Origin of the sequence: Agathobaculum sp. (assembly GCF_022775115.1) — a bacterium.
GTDB lineage: Bacteria > Bacillota > Clostridia > Oscillospirales > Butyricicoccaceae > Agathobaculum.
Map to the genome: position 1 here is coordinate 1 of NZ_JALFLA010000084.1, position 16,751 is coordinate 16,751.

Annotated in this window: 20 protein-coding genes and 1 rRNA gene; 16 read left to right on the plus strand and 5 right to left on the minus strand. The window is 55.5% G+C overall.

Annotated features, from left to right (window positions below):
• Positions 1–19 precede the first annotated feature (19 nt).
• The 5 genes from rrf (at position 20) to MR935_RS10080 (ending at position 3,407) form a co-directional block, all read left to right on the plus strand.
• A 5S ribosomal RNA gene (gene rrf / locus MR935_RS10060) occupies positions 20–136 on the plus strand.
• 207 nt (positions 137–343) lie between these two features.
• A complete protein-coding gene (locus tag MR935_RS10065) occupies positions 344–1,066 on the plus strand; it encodes an alpha/beta fold hydrolase (RefSeq protein ID WP_290573181.1) in 723 nt (240 codons plus the stop codon).
• A 6-nt stretch (positions 1,067–1,072) separates the two neighbouring features.
• Positions 1,073–2,251 carry an aminotransferase class I/II-fold pyridoxal phosphate-dependent enzyme gene (locus MR935_RS10070; protein WP_290573182.1) on the plus strand — a complete coding sequence of 393 codons (1,179 nt, stop codon included), beginning with the start codon at positions 1,073–1,075 and terminating at the stop codon, positions 2,249–2,251.
• Entirely contained in the window at positions 2,248–2,631 is a 384-nt protein-coding gene (locus tag MR935_RS10075; RefSeq protein ID WP_290573183.1) for a VOC family protein, read from the plus strand. The genes MR935_RS10070 and MR935_RS10075 overlap by 4 nt, the downstream gene beginning before the upstream one ends.
• Before the next feature lie 20 nt (positions 2,632–2,651).
• Complete coding sequence (locus MR935_RS10080) at positions 2,652–3,407, plus strand: exodeoxyribonuclease III (protein WP_290573184.1); 756 nt, start codon at positions 2,652–2,654, stop codon at positions 3,405–3,407.
• A gap of 95 nt (positions 3,408–3,502) precedes the next feature.
• Here MR935_RS10080 and MR935_RS10085 read toward each other — a convergent pair whose 3' ends face one another.
• The 3 genes from MR935_RS10085 to MR935_RS10095 form a co-directional block, all read right to left on the minus strand.
• Positions 3,503–3,685 carry a hypothetical protein gene (locus tag MR935_RS10085; protein WP_290573186.1) on the minus strand — a complete coding sequence of 61 codons (183 nt, stop codon included), beginning with the start codon at positions 3,683–3,685 and terminating at the stop codon, positions 3,503–3,505.
• 5 nt (positions 3,686–3,690) lie between these two features.
• Entirely contained in the window at positions 3,691–3,930 is a 240-nt protein-coding gene (locus tag MR935_RS10090) for a hypothetical protein (protein ID WP_290573206.1), read from the minus strand.
• A 61-nt stretch (positions 3,931–3,991) separates the two neighbouring features.
• Positions 3,992–4,189 (minus strand): hypothetical protein, encoded by a 198-nt coding sequence (locus MR935_RS10095; RefSeq protein ID WP_290573208.1) that lies wholly within the window; start codon positions 4,187–4,189, stop codon positions 3,992–3,994.
• Between the two features lie 130 nt (positions 4,190–4,319).
• Here MR935_RS10095 and MR935_RS10100 point away from each other — a divergent pair, with 130 nt between their 5' ends.
• The 5 genes from MR935_RS10100 (at position 4,320) to MR935_RS10120 (ending at position 10,619) form a co-directional block, all read left to right on the plus strand.
• Entirely contained in the window at positions 4,320–4,961 is a 642-nt protein-coding gene (locus MR935_RS10100; protein ID WP_290573188.1) for an undecaprenyl diphosphate synthase family protein, read from the plus strand.
• Between the two features lie 82 nt (positions 4,962–5,043).
• Entirely contained in the window at positions 5,044–6,309 is a 1,266-nt protein-coding gene (locus MR935_RS10105; RefSeq protein WP_290573190.1) for a ferritin family protein, read from the plus strand.
• A gap of 91 nt (positions 6,310–6,400) precedes the next feature.
• Positions 6,401–7,570, plus strand: a complete 1,170-nt coding sequence (locus MR935_RS10110; RefSeq protein ID WP_290573191.1) for an AI-2E family transporter — start codon at positions 6,401–6,403, stop codon at positions 7,568–7,570.
• A 194-nt stretch (positions 7,571–7,764) separates the two neighbouring features.
• Positions 7,765–9,672 (plus strand): molecular chaperone HtpG, encoded by a 1,908-nt coding sequence (gene htpG / locus MR935_RS10115; RefSeq protein WP_290573192.1) that lies wholly within the window; start codon positions 7,765–7,767, stop codon positions 9,670–9,672.
• Positions 9,673–9,710: 38 nt separating this feature from the next.
• Positions 9,711–10,619 (plus strand): diacylglycerol/lipid kinase family protein, encoded by a 909-nt coding sequence (locus MR935_RS10120; protein ID WP_290573204.1) that lies wholly within the window; start codon positions 9,711–9,713, stop codon positions 10,617–10,619.
• A gap of 98 nt (positions 10,620–10,717) precedes the next feature.
• Here the strand turns inward: MR935_RS10120 and MR935_RS10125 are convergent, their stop codons facing one another.
• On the minus strand, positions 10,718–10,885 hold the full coding sequence (locus tag MR935_RS10125) for a DUF1540 domain-containing protein (RefSeq protein ID WP_290573194.1): 168 nt from the start codon (positions 10,883–10,885) through the stop codon (positions 10,718–10,720).
• A gap of 253 nt (positions 10,886–11,138) precedes the next feature.
• Between MR935_RS10125 and MR935_RS10130 the strand changes: the two genes are divergently transcribed.
• The 6 genes from MR935_RS10130 (at position 11,139) to MR935_RS10155 (ending at position 15,303) form a co-directional block, all read left to right on the plus strand.
• Positions 11,139–11,378 carry a TM1266 family iron-only hydrogenase system putative regulator gene (locus tag MR935_RS10130; RefSeq protein WP_290573195.1) on the plus strand — a complete coding sequence of 80 codons (240 nt, stop codon included), beginning with the start codon at positions 11,139–11,141 and terminating at the stop codon, positions 11,376–11,378.
• A gap of 15 nt (positions 11,379–11,393) precedes the next feature.
• Positions 11,394–12,401 (plus strand): ABC transporter substrate-binding protein, encoded by a 1,008-nt coding sequence (locus MR935_RS10135; RefSeq protein WP_290573196.1) that lies wholly within the window; start codon positions 11,394–11,396, stop codon positions 12,399–12,401.
• Positions 12,376–13,143 (plus strand): ABC transporter permease, encoded by a 768-nt coding sequence (locus MR935_RS10140; protein WP_290573198.1) that lies wholly within the window; start codon positions 12,376–12,378, stop codon positions 13,141–13,143. Before MR935_RS10135 ends, MR935_RS10140 begins: the two co-directional genes overlap by 26 nt.
• Complete coding sequence (locus MR935_RS10145) at positions 13,140–13,721, plus strand: ATP-binding cassette domain-containing protein (RefSeq protein WP_290573199.1); 582 nt, start codon at positions 13,140–13,142, stop codon at positions 13,719–13,721. Before MR935_RS10140 ends, MR935_RS10145 begins: the two co-directional genes overlap by 4 nt.
• A gap of 18 nt (positions 13,722–13,739) precedes the next feature.
• On the plus strand, positions 13,740–14,942 hold the full coding sequence (locus MR935_RS10150; protein WP_290573200.1) for a class I SAM-dependent methyltransferase: 1,203 nt from the start codon (positions 13,740–13,742) through the stop codon (positions 14,940–14,942).
• A gap of 67 nt (positions 14,943–15,009) precedes the next feature.
• On the plus strand, positions 15,010–15,303 hold the full coding sequence (locus MR935_RS10155) for a hypothetical protein (protein ID WP_290573202.1): 294 nt from the start codon (positions 15,010–15,012) through the stop codon (positions 15,301–15,303).
• Here the strand turns inward: MR935_RS10155 and MR935_RS10160 are convergent.
• Positions 15,282–16,751 (minus strand): recombinase family protein (locus tag MR935_RS10160; RefSeq protein ID WP_290573203.1); only part of this gene is annotated, 1,470 nt, incomplete at its 5' end. The genes MR935_RS10155 and MR935_RS10160 overlap by 22 nt on opposite strands.

Here is a 16,751-nt window from a genome sequence, read left to right on the forward strand (position 1 = left end):
GAATGCGTTTCTCGATATAGTGCGTGTTAATGGTGATGAGGGTACACCTGTTCCCATTCCGAACACAGTAGTTAAGCTCATTTACGGTGACAATACTTGGCTGGAGACGGCCCGGGAAGATAACTCAGCGCGCACATAAAAAGCAGTAGCTTTGGCTACTGCTTTTTATTATTGCTGGCATTGTATTAGGTAACATTTTCCGAAATGTTACCCATAGCATTGTCCACTGCGCTTTTTTGTGCTATGATAGTAGCATTCCAGAAGTCTTTTGTATGGATAGTGTAGGGGAATGCCAGCCTCCGTTCAGGCTTTTGGAGAAATAACAGAAAGGTATGGACTACAAATGTTCGGTTATGAGCCTGCATACGTTCTCTGTGGTGACGCACGTATCGCCTGCTACGATGTCGGGCATGGTGCGCCGCTTGTGCTGCTGCACGGAAATGGCGAGGATAGCGGGTACTGGAGTCAGCAGATACCGGAATTTACGCGCTTTTATCGCGTCATTGCGGTGGACAGCCGTGGACATGGCCGTTCAGAGAGCGGTACGCAAAAGCTGTCCTTTGAGCGCATGGTCAATGATTTGAAAATTGTGCTTAATGAAAAAGGTATCACAAGTGCACATATCCTTGGCTTTTCGGACGGCGGCAACTTGGCAATTAAGTTTGCCCTAACCTATCCACAGTGTGTAGATAAGCTGATTTTGAACGGTGCTAATGTTGAGATGCTTCGCGGCGTCAAGGCGCACATTCAGCTGCCGGTTTATTCGGCATATGCGCTGACCAGCCTGCTGGGGTGTTTCAGTAAGCATGCCGCGCGTAAGCGTGATGTGCTCGGCTTAATGGTGCATCCATACGGTGTTTCAATGGACGATTTGAATCGGATTACCATGCCAACGCTTATTATAGTTGGGGAGCATGACATGATACGCAGCAGCCAGACCAGAGAAATGGCGAAGCATCTGCCGGATTGCCGTGTTGCGGTGTTTCGGGATGGTGACCATTTTGTGGCCGCCAAGCAGCCATCGCGCTTTAACCGGACAGTAATAGAATTTTTGTTGGGGAGATAGTCAGTAATGCAGTTCATCAAAGCGGGCGAAACCGCGGAAAGTAATATTTTCAATCGGCTGGACGAGAAAAAGCGGCAGCTTATGCAAAGCGGTATGGATGTAATCAATCTTTCGATTGGTACACCCGATTTTCAGCCAGATCGCCATGTGATGGAGGCCGTCAGCCGTGCCGCGCTTGACCCGAGACAGTACCGCTACTCGCTGACCGAAACGCGCGCGCTACTGGATGCGGTGAGGCATTGGTATGAGCGCCGCTACAATGTTACGCTTGAGGATGAGGAGATCATGGCAGTATCCGGCTCGCAGGAGGGTATTGCGCATGTTGGATTTGCCTTGGCCGGTGCGGGCGATCTGATTCTTGCACCCGATCCAGGTTATCCCATTTTCACCTTTGGTCCGATGCTGACCGGTGCGTCAATCGGCCTGTATCCGCTGCGCGAACGCAACGGATGGCAGCTTGATTTTGCGGATATCCCGTCCGATGTGGCCGACCGCGCTAAAGCGATAATCGTTTCCTATCCGAATAATCCAACTACCGCGCTGGCCGACCGCGCGTTCTATGAAGAATTAGTAGCGTTTGCCAAGCGGCATGACATCGTCGTCATTCACGATAATGCCTACTCCGACTTGCAGCTCAACGGGGAGCAAGGATTATCGTTCCTATCCATTCCGGGCGCAAAGGAGGTCGGTATCGAGTTTAACTCACTGTCTAAGACATATAACCTGACCGGTATGCGTGTTTCCTTCGCGCTGGGCAATGAAGATGTGCTTGCGCGTTTTCGCGCCTTCCGCTCGCAGATTGATTACGGGATGTTCTACCCTATTCAGGCGGGCGCGGTCGCTGCGCTCAACGGCTCACAGGATATTATCTGCCGCAATCGCGCAGGCTATATGGCGCGGCGCGACGCACTGTGCGGCGGCCTGCGCCGTATTGGTTGGGATGTGCCGGATTCGCAGGGCACGATGTTTGTCTGGGCAAAGATCCCGGCACATTTTGACAGCGCGGTCTTGTTTGCCGTCGAGCTGATGGAAAGAACCGGTGTGATTTGTGTGCCGGGTGACAGCTTTGGCACGCTGGGGCAGGGTTATGTACGCTTTGCGCTTGTCGTGCCGCCGGAGCGGATGGAGGAAGCGGTACGCCGTATCGGGCAAAGCGGCATTGTGAAAGGAGAAGTGCGTCGATGATGATCGACCATATCGCGCTCTACACCCGCGATCTTGCGCGTATGCGCGCGTTTTACCAAACCTATTTTGACGGTACGGCGAACACGCTGTATCACAATCCCAAGACCGGCCTGCAAACTTATTTTATCTCATTTGGAGACGGCGCGCGGCTGGAGCTGATGACCCGCCCGGAGCTTGCAGACTGTGATCGCTCGCGCCAATGGACGGGTTGGGCGCACTTGTCGTTCAGGGTCGGTACGCGCGAAAATGTTGACGCACTAACCGCCCGTCTGCGTGCAGACGGCTATGATGTGACAAGCGGGCCCCGCGTGACAGGTGACGGATATTATGAAAGCTGTGTGCTCGACCCCGATGGCAATACAGTCGAGATCGTGGCATAACAAAGGATAAGGAGCAAAAGATGAAACTGATTTCATGGAATGTAAACGGTCTGCGCGCTTGCATGGGCAAGGGCTTTTTGGATTTTGTCGCGGCTGAGCAGCCGGATATGCTATGCTTGCAGGAGACCAAGATGCAGCAGGGACAGGCCGACGTGCCGCTCGAGGGCGGCTATCATGAGTATTGGAACTCGGCGGAGAAGAAGGGCTATTCAGGTGTTGCGCTGTTTTCTAAATGCGAGCCGCAGTCTGTGACATACGGTATCGGTATAGACGAGCATGACCATGAAGGGCGTGTTATTACGGCCGATTATGGGGATTTTTATCTGGTGACCGTCTATACCCCCAACTCGCAGGATGAGCTGAAGCGACTCGATTACCGCATGGTATGGGAGGATGCGTTTCGCGCTTATCTCAAGCGACTGGATGCGGACAAGCCGGTTATTGTGTGCGGGGATATGAATGTTGCCCATCAGGAGATCGACCTGAAAAACCCCAAGACCAACCGCAGAAACGCGGGTTTTACCGACGAGGAGCGCGCCAAGATGACCGCACTGCTGGAGGACGGCTTTGTGGACACTTTCCGGCATTTCAATCCCGACCTGACCGGCGCATACTCTTGGTGGAGCTATCGCTTCAAAGCGCGGGAGAAGAATACAGGGTGGCGGATCGACTATTTTCTCGTGTCCGAGCGGTTCATCAACCGCGTGAAGGACGCGCGCATTCTGTCCGATGTGTTCGGCTCGGATCATTGTCCGGTGCTGATCGAGATCGAGTGAGGATGCGCGCTAAAAAATCACTTGTTTGAAACCGCCAAGCGCCCGGTCTGGCATGGTGTGGCGGCCGGACGCTTGGCAGGCAAGGGATAAAGCCGCTACCCTTCGGTCTGCTGTGCGTCTGCTTTGGCTTGGTTGGCCTCGGCTTGCAATTCTGCAAAGGTCGTGATGTCGCTGTCATACAGCGACTGACGGATGGAGGATGGCAGCGTCTGAAAGTATTCCCACGCGGTCAGATCCTGATCGAGCAGATCGGATAAACACAAATGCACATGATTCATGACGGTCAGCTCCGGTCGGTATCGGCGCTGCCGAGTGAGCCGTTCCCGCGCAGCTGGTGAAAAACCTTGTGCGGATGGCGTGTGCCATCCATGATGATCGGACGGGCCTTGGCCTTGCCATGCTTGGCCTCGCCCTGTATCAGCGGAACGGGCGGAACTTGGTTTTTGGGGAAGTGCGTTTTCCGGTTGCTTTTCGTGCCGTGCGGCTCACTTGGATCCGGACGGCGCATGCCTGCCTTTGCCATAAGATCACCTCGGGGATAGCATGTGTGTCATGTGGGAAAGCCATGCATGGGAATGCTTGCTTCAGGTCGGCTGTGCGGCGCGCTCACCCTCGGAAACGATGTGCTCCAGCACGGCGATCAGATCGTGCAGGTTTTCCAAATGCACATCACGGGATAAAATCGCGTTTTTCAAATCAATGGACAGGCTTTCAAACTGGGAACGAATTGCAGGACTGACATAGGACATCGTAAACACCTCGCGGATAGCTTGCCCACGCATGGCAAACGTATCCCATCAAAGCGCCGCGCGCGGGCAGGCAAAACCCACCGCAAAAGCAAGCGTTTTGCATAATCTGTTCCAAAATGTGGAATTCTATTAAATGAATCTGTGCAGAAAAGAGGATACAGTTTTGCGGATACCAAAGCATATTGGAATTATTCCGGACGGCAACCGCCGCTGGGCCCAGCACGCGGGTATGGAAAAGAAGGACGGTTATGCCCACGGCCTACAGCCAGGGTTAGAGCTGCTCAGGCTGGCGCGCGACGCCGGCGTGGAGGAGCTTACCTATTACGGCTTTACAACCGATAACTGTGGCCGACCGGCGGAGCAGGTCGCCGCGTTTGCGCAGGCCTGTGTAGAAGCTGTCGAGTTGATCGCGTCCGAGCCAGTCTCGCTGCTGGTTGTCGGAAATACCGAGGCTGCGGCGTTCCCGCGCGCGTTGCTGCCTTATACGACGCGGACTGATGTCAACGGCGGCGGTATCCGAGTCAATTTTCTGGTCAACTATGGGTGGGAATGGGATTTAGCCGACCTGCAAGCGCCGGGCAGAAACCGTGCGAAAATCTATCAGGGACTGCGCTCACACGATATCTCGCGCGTCGAGTTGATTATCCGCTGGGGCGAAATGCGCCGGTTGTCCGGCTTTCTGCCGGTGCAGGCAGTCTATGCGGACTTTTTCGTGGTCGACCGGCTGTGGCCGGATTTTCAGCCGTCGGATTTTGCGGAGGCGCTTGCGTGGTATCAGAGGCAGGATGTTACGCTGGGCGGTTGAGATATCCCGCCGGGCGGCCTGCGGCATGGTGCATGATAAACGTTTCGGATTTCCGATACGATCAATATACGGAGAGGATAACATGAAAAAAATGAAAATACAAAAAGTCACCGAGCCGATCACCTATATTGGGGACGTCCGCTCCTTCGGTGTGATCGGAGATCCCGGTTGCGACGGACTGGGTACGCAGAATATGAAGGTATACGCCGGAGCGCTTGAGCAAACAGCCAAGGATGAGCTGACCTTGGTGGTGGGCGATTTGGTACCCGAAGGCACAAAGAAGTATTATGAGGATATCTGTACATTGACCGAGGTAGTCGCGGAAAACCATGTGTATGGTTTGCGCGGCAACCATGACACCGGCGCCTACACCGAATGTTTTGGCCTGCACAACTACGCCCTTGTGGCCAAGCGGTTCGCGCTGATCGTCATAGATAACGCCAAGCGGTGCTTTGAGGAAGAAGGGCTGCGGCTGGTCGAGCAGGTTCTGGCGATGAACGAGGTAGAGCAGGCAGTCATCGCGTTTCATATTCCGCTACCCAATCATTTTATTCAAAACGCGGTATCGGAGGAGGAGTTTGACCGGCTCAAGGCGGCTTACAGCGCGGAAAAGAGCAAGGTGAAGTATCTGCTGTGCGGCCATGTCCATTCTTGGTTTGTGGACGAGGTCGACGGCATCACGATGATTTGCACCGGCGGCGGCGGCGCGATGATCGAGGATGTGTCGGAGCACATCAGGGCATGTGATATCAATCACCATGTCGTACATTTTTACTTGGAAAAGGATGCGCTGTGCTACCGCGTCTGCGATCTGGCGGAGGACTGCTACCCCCGTGAGCGGAAATCCCCCGTGCTGAAGAGCCGCTTGGAGGAGACGATAACCGGCGAGTTGATGGCGCATTTCAAGTATCTGCTGTTTGCAGACCGCGCTAAGCGGCGCGGCTTTGACCGCGTGGCCAACCTGTTTGAGGCGCTTGCCGACTCAGAGTACCGTCATGCCAAGAACTTCTACTCGGTGCTGGAGCGCCCCGCGGCCTTTATGGAAGCGATCGAAGGATTTATCCCGACAGAGCAGTTTGAATACAAGACGATGTATAAAATGATGGCCGACTATGCCCGCCAGACGCGCAATCCGCTGACGGTGCAGGCCTACACCGGAGCGGCTGCTGCGGAAAAGGTACATGCCGAGCTACTCAAAGAAGCGGCGGATATAGAGGATTTTCAGACGGATACCGTCTATGTTTGTCCCATTTGCGGCTTTGTAATGGCCGGAGAGGATGTCCCTGACCGCTGCGCGGTCTGCGGTGCACCAAAGAAGCAGTATCTTGTTTTCAAGGCGGAGGAATGAAAACATATCGTAAACTGTCGTGCGGCATACTTGACTTTCTATGGAAATCATGTTTTGATATGGATATATCAAGGCAAAAGAGGGGTCATCATTGCATTTGAATCGTGACAATATCAAGAAAATCATGGGCTTGATCGCCTTTGCCATCCTGCTTTATGTCGGCCTGCAAAACACAAAGCTGGTCGGGGGCGTGCTGCGCTATCTGCTGGGTCTGGCCGCGCCGTTTTTGATCGGCGGCTGCATCGCATTTGTACTCAATGTGCCCATGCGCTTTTTTGAACGCAATTTATTTTCCAGCCCGCAGATCACCAAAAGCAAGCGGCTGCGCAAGATGAAGCGAAGCTTGAGTCTGGTGCTCACGCTGATCGTCGTATTCGGCGTTGTGGTCATCATGTTGTTCATGGTCGTGCCTGAGCTGTATAACTCGTTTGCAGCCATCGCCAAGGAACTGAAGCTCGCGCGTACCCGCATCCCGCAGCTGTTAGACGAGGCTGCTGCCATGCTGCCCATGTTGGCTGGCGAGATCGCCGTTCTTAAGGATCATTTCTTGAACATTGATTGGCAGTCGATCGGCGCGATCGTCATCGGCTTTTTCCAAAACGGTAATATTCTGAGCCATACGTTCAACATTGCGACCTCGGTCGTCAGTGGAGTGGGCAACGCGATCATCGGCCTGGTGTTCGCTATTTATGTGCTGTTCCAGAAAGAGGATCTGGGTCGACAGTTCCGCCGCCTATTCTATTCCTTTCTTCCGGAAACCTATGTCGACCGTTTTTTAGAGATATGTAACCTGACCTCCTCGTCTTTCAACAGCTTTTTGTCCGGTCAATGCTTGGAGGCATTCATCCTCGGCATGATGTTTTTCGTCAGCATGTCGCTGCTCGGCCTACCGTATGCGTTGGTGATCGCGGTGCTGATCGGTGTGACCGCAATGATTCCCATCTTCGGCGCATTTATCGGCTGCATTGTCGGCGCGCTGCTCATCCTCATCATCAGTCCGGTCAAGGCGCTGTGGTTTATCGTGCTGTTTTTGGTGCTGCAGCAGGTCGAAGGCAACGTCATCTATCCCCGCGTGGTTGGCAGCTCGGTCGGCCTGCCGTCGATCTGGGTGCTCGCGGCGGTAACGCTTGGCGCAAATGTTGCGGGTGTGGTGGGCATCCTGTTTGCTATCCCGGTATGCTCGGTCATTTACACGCTGTTGCGCCAGACTGTGCGCAGCCGCATCAAAGAGCGAAATATCGAAAAGGATAAAATCGCATAAGAGAAACGTGGCTTGGGGCATGGTCTCCGAGCCGCGTTTTTTTGTTGTCGTGAGGATGGCCGCATATTTTGAATAAACGATGAATTTTCCGTCAAAGGCTTGATTTTTCCAGCGGGGAGGATTATCATATCAGTGTTGGCACTCGGTGTCTTAGAGTGCTAATCAATCACAATATCGCAAAGGTGGATGTAAGCATGGCACAGAAGCAGTTCAAGGCAGAGTCCAAGCGGCTGCTGGATTTGATGATCAATTCGATTTACACGCATAAGGAGATTTTTCTGCGTGAGCTGATCTCGAATGCGTCCGATGCAACGGATAAGCTGTATTATAACGCGATGAAAGAGGGCAAAACCGGTGTTACAAGAGACGGTTTGCCGATCGAGCTGACGCTCGATAAAGAGGGCCGCAGGTTCATCATCGAGGATCACGGCTGCGGCATGACAGCCGAGGAGCTGGAAAGCAACCTTGGCACGATTGCGCGTTCCGGCTCGCTTGCGTTCAAGCAGGAAAACGCCGCGCAGGAGGATATTTCGATCATCGGTCAGTTTGGCGTGGGCTTTTATGCGGCGTTCATGGTCGCTTCGCATGTTGAGGTCGTTTCCAAGGCGTTCGGCAGCGATAAGGCCAACCGCTGGGAGTCCGACGGTACGGCAGGCTATACTGTTTCACCGTGCGACAAGGCGGAGAACGGCACGCGCATCACGCTGACCATCAAGGAGAATACAGAAAACGAGAATTATGATGAGTTTTTGGAGCCGTACCGCGTACAGTTGCTGGTGAAAAAGTATTCCGACTATATCCGTTATCCTATCCGTATGGATATGGTCAAATCCCGCATGAAGGACAAGCCGGCCGACGCAGGCGAGGATTACACGCCCGAGTGGGAGGAGTACACCGAAAACGTGACCCTCAATTCGATGGTACCGATTTGGAAAAAGTCCAAAAAGGATTTGACCGACGAGGATTACAATACCTTCTACACAGGCAAGTTCTATGACTACCAGCCGCCGCTCTGCCATATCCACACCAGCGTGGAGGGGGCGGTGACCTATACGGCCATGCTGTTCATTCCCGCGCACGCGCCGATGGATTATTACACCAAGGACTATGAAAAGGGTTTGCAGCTTTATTCCAACGGTGTACTGATTATGGACAAGTGCGCCGACCTGCTGCCCGACCATTTCAGCTTTGTGCGCGGCATGGTCGATACGGCCGATCTGTCGCTTAACATTTCACGCGAGATGTTGCAGCACGACCGCCATCTGAAGGCGATCGCACAAAGTGTGGAAAAGAAAATCAAGAGTGAACTGCTGGGGCTGCAAAAGGACAAGCGCGAGGACTATGAGAAGTTTTGGTCTGCCTTTGGACGCCAGATCAAATACGGCGCATATGTGGAATACGGCGCGCATAAGGAGCTGCTGCAGGATCTCTTGCTGTACCACTCGTCGACCGAGGATAAGCTGGTCACGCTGGAGGAGTATGTCTCCCGGATGCAGGAGGAGCAGCAGTATATCTACTATGCCTGCGGCGAGACTGTGGATAAGATCAAGCTGCTGCCCGCGATGGAAACGCTGCGAGACAAGGGCATGGAAGTGCTCTGTCTGGACGATGATATCGACGAATTTTGCATCAAAATGCTGGCAAACTATCAGGAGAAGGCCTTCAAGTCTATCACAGACGCCGACCTTGGCCTCGAGAGCGAGGACGAGAAGGAGGAAATCAAAAAGCTGTCCGAGGATAATGCAGCCCTGTTGACCGCGCTGACCGAGGCGCTCGACGGCAAGGTCAAAAAGGTGGAGCTGACCGGACGGCTGAAAAGCCACCCGTGCTGTCTGCGTGCCGAAGGTCCGCTGACGCTCGAGATGGAAAAGGTGCTCAACCAGCAGGCGGCGGACGACAGCCAGCGCCTGCACGCTGACCGTGTACTTGCGCTCAACGCTGCGCATCCTATCTTTGGCAAGCTGTGTCAGCTGTATCAGCAGGGTTCAGAACAGGTCAAAACCTATGCGGAGATACTGTATACGCAGGCGCTGCTCATTGAGGGGATGCCGGTGGAAGATCCGGTTGCGTATTCCAACGCGGTGTGTACGCTGCTCTGTTGAACTGATTAAGCAAAGGGGGTGCGTGTTTTGTGAAAAAAATGCTGTGGATCGTCAACCCAAAGGCTGGACGGGGCGCGATGAGCGGCAAGGTGATCGACTGCATCGGCGCATTCCAGCAGGCCGGGTTTGAGGTGACTGTGCATGTCACCGAGAGCGCGCACGACGCGACCCGCGTGGTATATGCGCGCGCGGCCGAGTTCGACCGCATTGTCTGCGCGGGCGGCGATGGTACGCTCAATGAGGTCGTGACCGGCCTGATGCAGTCGGATGTGCGTCCGCCGCTGGGCTATATCCCGGCGGGCACGACCAATGATTTTGCGCAGAGCCTTGGCATTCCCAAAGCGCCGGTCGAGGCCGCTGCCGTCGCGGTAAGTGAAAACCTGCAAGCACTCGACATCGGCCGCTTCAACGACCGGTATTTCAACTATATCGCGGCGTTCGGCCTGTTTACCGAGGTATCCTATGCCACACCGCAGCAAAGCAAAAATGTGCTTGGCCGCGCGGCCTATCTGATGGAGGGCGTCAAGTCGCTGGCCAACATAAAGCAGCATCATATGCGGGTGTACAGCAAGGAAATGACGGTCGAGGACGATTTTATCTTCGGTATGGTGTCCAATTCGGTCTCGGTCGGCGGCTTCAAGGCCATCAGTCCGGACGGCGTGATGCTGGACGACGGGCTGTATGAGGTGCTGCTCGTTTATCCGGTGGAAAATCCGATGGAGCTGCAATGGCTGATAAACGATCTGCTGACGCACAATATGGATTCGACACGTTTTGTGTACTTCCGCACCGCAAAGATATCCTTCCGGGCGGACGATGCAGTGCCTTGGACGCTGGACGGCGAGTTTGGGGGCGCGATGCAGCAGGCGGAGATTGCCAATTGCAGTCGCGCGATCACCTTTGTGACGGGCGATACCAAAATGCTCGAGGCCGTAGATGATTTATGAGCAAACGCGCCGCAGGCGAGCGCGGCTCGGCCCATGGCGTGGCGAAAGGAAAGGCGGACTGTCTGTGTATCATCAGACAGTCCGCCTTTTGTAGGGTTTTACTTGCGGGAGAAGGACTTGCAGTCGGTGCACTGATCGACAGTCGGATTAGCCTCGTGCGTGCCGACGGTGATCGAGTCAAGTGCGCAGTACTCCGCGTGGTCGCAGTGGTTGGCGCACTGGTCGACCGTGCAGCGGATGGCCTTGTTGTATTGGGAACGATCCATGAGAATGACCTCCTTTTTTGATTTCGATAGTATTTTTACCGCGCGGGCGCAAAATATGCATTGACAAAAATGTGGTGCAGCAGTATACTTTATGCAGGATATCCTTGCCCGGAAGCCAAACTGACGGACAAGCATACCGATATCATATGATTTCTGCTGTCAAAGAGTTGTCTGCGATGTAAGAACGGAAAAGTTGATTTTACGTCCCGCATCGTGATGATGCGGGATGTATTTGTGGAAGGGAGACCATAACATGGAAAATCGAATTGCAATTCTCGGCATCATCGTAGAAAACCGCGAGGCAAGTGGGGAGGTCAACCGCCTGCTGCACGAGTATGGAGAGCATATCGTCGGACGGATGGGCATCCCACACAGCAAGGCGTGCGCGATCATTACCGTTGTGCTGGACTGCCCGAACGATACGATCAACGCGCTTTCCGGCAAACTGGGGCGGCTGCCGAACGTGCAGGTCAAGTCAATGATGGCAAAGTAAGGGAGACATGGAAAAATGAAACGCATTTTTACAACAATGATGGCAGCGGTGCTCACGCTGTCGCTTTTGGCAGGCTGCGGCCAGCAGGCGCAGCAGAACGCTGCGGCGGGTCAGCCCGCTGTCACGGCCGGCTATGAGGACGGGGTAACGACCCGCGTGGCGGCGCTTAAAGGGCCGACCTCGATGGGACTGGTCTGCCTGATGAAAGAGAACGAGAGCGAGGGCGCGCACTACACCTTTGATATGTATACCGCGGGTGATGAGATTGTTCCGCTGATCGCCAAGGGCGAGGTCGATATCGCGCTCGTCCCGACCAATCTGGCAGCGACGCTCTACCAGAAGACTGAGGGCGGCGTGCAGGTGCTGAACGTCAACGCGGGCAATGTGCTGTATGCCGTCTCGCATGATGAGGCGATCACCGACTTGAATGGACTGAAAGGCAAGACTGTGTACATGACCGGCAAGGGCACGACACCCGAGTGGACACTGCGTTATCTGCTCGGCAAAAGCGGCATCGCGGAAACCGACCTGACCATTGAATTTAAGACCGAGGCGACCGAGGTCGTCGCTGCCTTGGGGCAAGATGAGACGGGGGTGGGCATTCTGCCGCAACCCTTTGCAACAGTCGCCATGCTGCAGGATCAGACGATGACGCTCAACTTCCCGCTGGATGACGCTTGGCGCGCCGTCAATGAGCAGGGTATTGCTACCGGCGTTACCATCGTGCGCACGGCGTTTGCGCAGGAGCACCCAGCGGCGGTCGCACAGTTTGTGCTCGATCACCAGCGGTCGGTTGCGCAGGCGGGCGAGGACCCGGCCGCAGCCGCCCAGCTGATCGAGGAATACGGCATCGTCAAGGCGGGTGTGGCCAAGCAGGTGCTGGAGAATTTTAATCCGCTCGCGGCAGAGTCGGGGGAAGCCATGCAGACTTGGGTATCGAGCTACCTGCAAGCGTTGTATGAGATCGCGCCCGAAGCAGTGGGAGGAAAGCTGCCCGATGAAGGGTTCTACTATCTGGGATAAGCGCTGGCTGCGCGGCACGATTGCCGCCGTCTTTTGGCTGGCGGTATGGCAAACCGCAGCTCTCTTGATACCGAAGCTACTTTTCGCAGGCCCTGTACCAACGGTACAGAGCCTGCTTTTCATGCTTCCGACCACGGTGTTCTGGCAGTCGATTGTCGGCTCTCTGGGTAAGATCGCCGCAGGCTTTGCCATCGCATTCGCGGCGGGGGCAGTGCTCGCGGTGCTGTGCGCACGGATGCAGCTGTGCCGTGTGCTGTTTGAGCCGGTCGTGCATAGTATGAAAAGCCTGCCGGTCGCATGCTTCATCGTGGTCGCGCTGATCTGGATTCGCTCGGCGTGGATATCGGTGCTGACGGCGTTCTTCGTGGTTTTTCCGCTTGTCTATATCAACCTGACCGAAGGCTTGACGCGCGTTGACCAAAAGCTGCTGGAAATGGCGCAGGTTTTTTGTCTCAGCCGGGGTAAGCGGCTGATCGCGGTCTGGATACCGGCAGTCATGCCGTATTTGCTGTCGGCCTGCCGGGTATCGGTGGGTATGGCGCTCAAGGCAGGTGTCGCGGGGGAGATCATCGGCTTGCCGCGCCGCTCTATCGGTGAGCAGCTTTATCTGGCCAAGCTGTACCTCAACACGGCTGACCTGTTTGCTTGGTCGATTGTGATCATTCTGCTCAGCGTTGCATTGGAAAAATTGCTGGTGCGCGGCATTTCAGCCGCTCAGCGGAAGTGGGGGACGTCGTTATGATCGAGCTCAAGCAAGTGCGCAAGGCGTTTGCGGGCAAGCCCGTGCTTCGCGCGCTGGACTGGAAAATACGTGAGGGAGAGCGCTGGCAGATCGTTGGGGCATCCGGTATCGGTAAAACAACGCTGCTGCGGCTGCTGCTGGGATTGGAGCAGCCCGATGGCGGGCAGATCAGCGGCGCACAGCGCGTCCGGTTTTGTCCTGTTTTTCAAGAGGATCGGCTGATCGAGGGCTGGAGCGTGGTGCAGAATGTCATGCTGGTCTGTGACGACGAGGTTCGCACGCGGGAGATACTGCTGCGGCTGCTGCCCGGGCAGGCGCTTGACCAGACGGTGCGCACGCTGTCCGGTGGGATGCGCCGCCGGGTGGCGTTGGCGCGTGCGTTGGCAGCACAGGGTGATGTGCTGGTGCTGGATGAGCCGTTTACCGGGCTGGATGAGCAGTCGATCGACCGCGCCTGTGCCGCATTGGAGAAATACGCGGAGGAGCGAGCTGTGCTGCTCGTCTCACACGGTACCGGGCAGCGCTTTTCGGACTGGAACACGCTGCGTCTGACGGGAAGCACGGATATACAAAAGTAGGAAAGGTTGTGACAGAGGATGCAAAAGGGAGACGCGGCCAAGCTGAAGCTGCTGCTCAGCGGTATTTCGGCTCGCCTTATGAAAAACCGGGATTATTTTGTGCGGGCGGACTGCACATTCCGCTCCGGCAAGAAAACATTTGACGCCCAGCTCACACGGGCGGATGAGGGCTATATGCTGCGCTTTCAGGGGGTGACGCGCCCTGTGGATGGAGAGGCCTTTTGCGTGTTCTTCGCCGAGCAGGCGGAGAAATTCGATGAGACTGAGCTGCGCTATACCGAGCGAAGCACGGTTGTGATGCTCACAGTAACGCCGCGCGGCGTGCAGATGAAGCAGGCTGAGCGCGAAGCGGCGGCAGAGGAGCAAGCGGCCGCGGCGAATCCGCTGCTCGACCAAGGCAGGCAATACCTGATCCGTGTCGATCAAGCGTCCGCTTTGCTGCGTGAGATCGGTATACTCACCGCTGATGGCAAGCTGAGAAATGATATGATCCGCAAATATAACCAGATCGACCACTATGTTGAGCTGGTCGCGCCGATGTTTGCGCAGGATGACAGCGAGGAGATCGTGTTGTTGGACTGCGCCTGCGGCAAATCCTATCTCAGCTTTGTCATGAATTACTACCTGCATGAAGTGCTGCGCCGCCGCTGCCGCGTGATCGGTGTGGATATCAATGAACATGTCATCGAGGAGAGCCGCGCCATGGCGGGGCGGCTGGGCTATCATAATATGACATTTCAGTGTGCTGATCTGCGTACCTATCAGCCGCCGATGCAGGTGACAGCTGTGATCTCGCTGCACGCGTGCGATATTGCGACCGATCTGGCGCTGGCGACTGCGATCCGAGCGCAGGCGAAATACATCGCCTGCGTGCCCTGCTGCCATAAGGAGCTGCTTGACCAATATACGCTTGCAGGCTTGGAGCCGTTGACCCGGCACGGCGTGTTCAAGGCACGCTTTAACGATGTGCTGACCGATAGTATGCGCGCGCTGCGACTGGAGGCGGCAGGATACAAGGTGTCGGTAGTTGAGTATATCTCACCGCTGGACACACCAAAGAATTTGCTCATCCGCGCCGTGCGGACGGGTAAAGACAATGCGCGCGCACGGCAGGAGTATGACGCGGTGCGCGCGCTGCTCGGCACGACCTCTGAGCTTGACCGGCGCTGCACGGAGCTGCAAAACGATTTTTTTGCTGTAGACAGCGGCGTGCGGCTGTAACGCACAGCAAACCTTTGAATAGACTGGTATTGAAGTCTCTTCAATCACTATTTGGAGGTAATGCTACATGGCTGATAAGGTCTGCTGCCCCGGCCCGGTGCCCGGCGGCAACAATGCGCCTACGGGCGGATTCCGTGAGGCGGTCTGTGTACACACCAGTAAGGTCTATGATTCCTGCCGCAGCAAGGAATGCCTGCGTGACATCCGGGTCTTTTTGTGCCGCGACGCACAGGAGCTGCTGGACGCGGGCGGAATCGTATCGGTAAAACCCCGTTCGGCTGAGCTGCTCTGCGTCAAGATCGACGTGGAGAAGGTTCAGTTTAATAACGGAATCCAATGTTACAACATGCAGTTAGACTGATGCGGTAAGCGCGGATGGATTTGCAGGTTGAGGTTGCCGGGGTTGTTTGAAGTGACGCGGACAGTTTTTGTGTAGACAATTTTATCTATAACGGTTTTCAGCAAGCGGTTTTGCTCTTGCGCATTTTCGGCGCTTTCATAGGATTCGAGCACATGCCGCAATTTGGGCACAAAGGCAAGGCGGATGGTTTCCTCGTTTGCCAGACGGTGAATTTCATCGTTAATATTTTGCATTTGATGTAAAACAGAGGCGCGTTCGGTGTCGAGCGCGCTTTTTCTTTCGGCATACAGCGCGGGGGAATAAACTCCGGTTTCGACCAGCTCAAAGGCGCGATTAGTGCGTGCGTCCAAATCGGCAAGGCGTTTTTCCAACTGCTTGAGAGAGCTTTGGAGCTGTCCGGTAATCTCATGCTGCGGAGCGGCCATGACGCCTGAAGAATAGGATGCCAGCCAGCCGCGGAGGGTGTCGAGTACCATACGCTCAATCTCATCATAGCGGTGCGAAATGGTAGGGCAGGCAGAGCGTGAGATACAGAAGATAATCGGTTCACGGCGGACAGCTTGACCGGGTGAAAAGCTGCTGCGCTGCATCTTCCGGCCGCACAGGCCGCAGACAATCAGACCGGTAAAGGCGTTTTTCTGGCCTTTTCCGCGTGGGACAGGCGGCGTGAAGTTGCGGGCAAGCATTTGCTGCACGGTATGCCAGTCCTCCCGAGAGACAAGCGCTTCGTGCCGCCCGTCATACAAAGGTACATCCTTGACTTTTGAGCGTACAACCTTAAGCTGGCCGTCCACGACCTGTTTGTGTGTGGGCTTGCGCGTGCCAGTTGTGTAGCCCGCGTAATGCGGATTGCGCAGCAACTCGGAGACGCGGCGGTGATACCAGCGCGGCGCGCATCCGGGCGGTGGGGGAATGAGCTGATTCAATCGGCGGTTAATCTCAGAGATCGTCATGCCGCCGAGGTACCAGCGGAATACATCCTGCACGATGGGGGCAGTATCCGGATCGGGGACAAGCGAACCGCCTTTTTCTCCTTTGAGCTTGATTTTTTGGTAGCCAAACGGGGGTTGACCGGCGGTGTACTTCCCTTCGCGCCGGGCGGCCTGCACACCGGCACTGAGACGGCGGCGGATGGTCTTATATTCCCGCCGAGACATAAACAATCCAAACTCAAAGTATTCTTCGTCGTACTCGTTGTTTGGATCAAAGGTTTTGAACGGTGTGATAATGAGCGTTTCGGAATATTTGAACGCGCGGGCGACCAAGCCTTGGTCTATACTGTCGCCACGGGCAAGGCGCTCAATCTCCATGACGAGGACACCGCGCCACATGCCGCCCTCGACCTCGCGCAGCAGGCGCTGCATCTGTGGGCGCGCGGCGATAGTATCGCCGGAGACGATCTCCTCATAGATTGCGCCGACCGGTAGGCTGCGGGCGGTAGCAAGATC

Coding starts and splice junctions, on each gene's coding strand:
- MR935_RS10155 (WP_290573202.1), top strand. CDS start 15,010: ATGGCTGATAAGGTCTGCTGCCCCGGCCCGGTGCCCGGCGGCAACAAT.
- MR935_RS10125 (WP_290573194.1), bottom strand. CDS start 10,885: ATGGATCGTTCCCAATACAACAAGGCCATCCGCTGCACGGTCGACCAG.
- MR935_RS10085 (WP_290573186.1), bottom strand. CDS start 3,685: ATGAATCATGTGCATTTGTGTTTATCCGATCTGCTCGATCAGGATCTG.
- MR935_RS10080 (WP_290573184.1), top strand. CDS start 2,652: ATGAAACTGATTTCATGGAATGTAAACGGTCTGCGCGCTTGCATGGGC.
- MR935_RS10090 (WP_290573206.1), bottom strand. CDS start 3,930: ATGGCAAAGGCAGGCATGCGCCGTCCGGATCCAAGTGAGCCGCACGGC.
- MR935_RS10075 (WP_290573183.1), top strand. CDS start 2,248: ATGATGATCGACCATATCGCGCTCTACACCCGCGATCTTGCGCGTATG.
- MR935_RS10130 (WP_290573195.1), top strand. CDS start 11,139: ATGGAAAATCGAATTGCAATTCTCGGCATCATCGTAGAAAACCGCGAG.
- MR935_RS10070 (WP_290573182.1), top strand. CDS start 1,073: ATGCAGTTCATCAAAGCGGGCGAAACCGCGGAAAGTAATATTTTCAAT.
- MR935_RS10120 (WP_290573204.1), top strand. CDS start 9,711: ATGCTGTGGATCGTCAACCCAAAGGCTGGACGGGGCGCGATGAGCGGC.
- MR935_RS10105 (WP_290573190.1), top strand. CDS start 5,044: ATGAAAAAAATGAAAATACAAAAAGTCACCGAGCCGATCACCTATATT.
- MR935_RS10150 (WP_290573200.1), top strand. CDS start 13,740: ATGCAAAAGGGAGACGCGGCCAAGCTGAAGCTGCTGCTCAGCGGTATT.
- MR935_RS10095 (WP_290573208.1), bottom strand. CDS start 4,189: ATGCGTGGGCAAGCTATCCGCGAGGTGTTTACGATGTCCTATGTCAGT.
- MR935_RS10065 (WP_290573181.1), top strand. CDS start 344: ATGTTCGGTTATGAGCCTGCATACGTTCTCTGTGGTGACGCACGTATC.
- MR935_RS10140 (WP_290573198.1), top strand. CDS start 12,376: ATGAAGGGTTCTACTATCTGGGATAAGCGCTGGCTGCGCGGCACGATT.
- htpG (WP_290573192.1), top strand. CDS start 7,765: ATGGCACAGAAGCAGTTCAAGGCAGAGTCCAAGCGGCTGCTGGATTTG.
- MR935_RS10145 (WP_290573199.1), top strand. CDS start 13,140: ATGATCGAGCTCAAGCAAGTGCGCAAGGCGTTTGCGGGCAAGCCCGTG.
- MR935_RS10135 (WP_290573196.1), top strand. CDS start 11,394: ATGAAACGCATTTTTACAACAATGATGGCAGCGGTGCTCACGCTGTCG.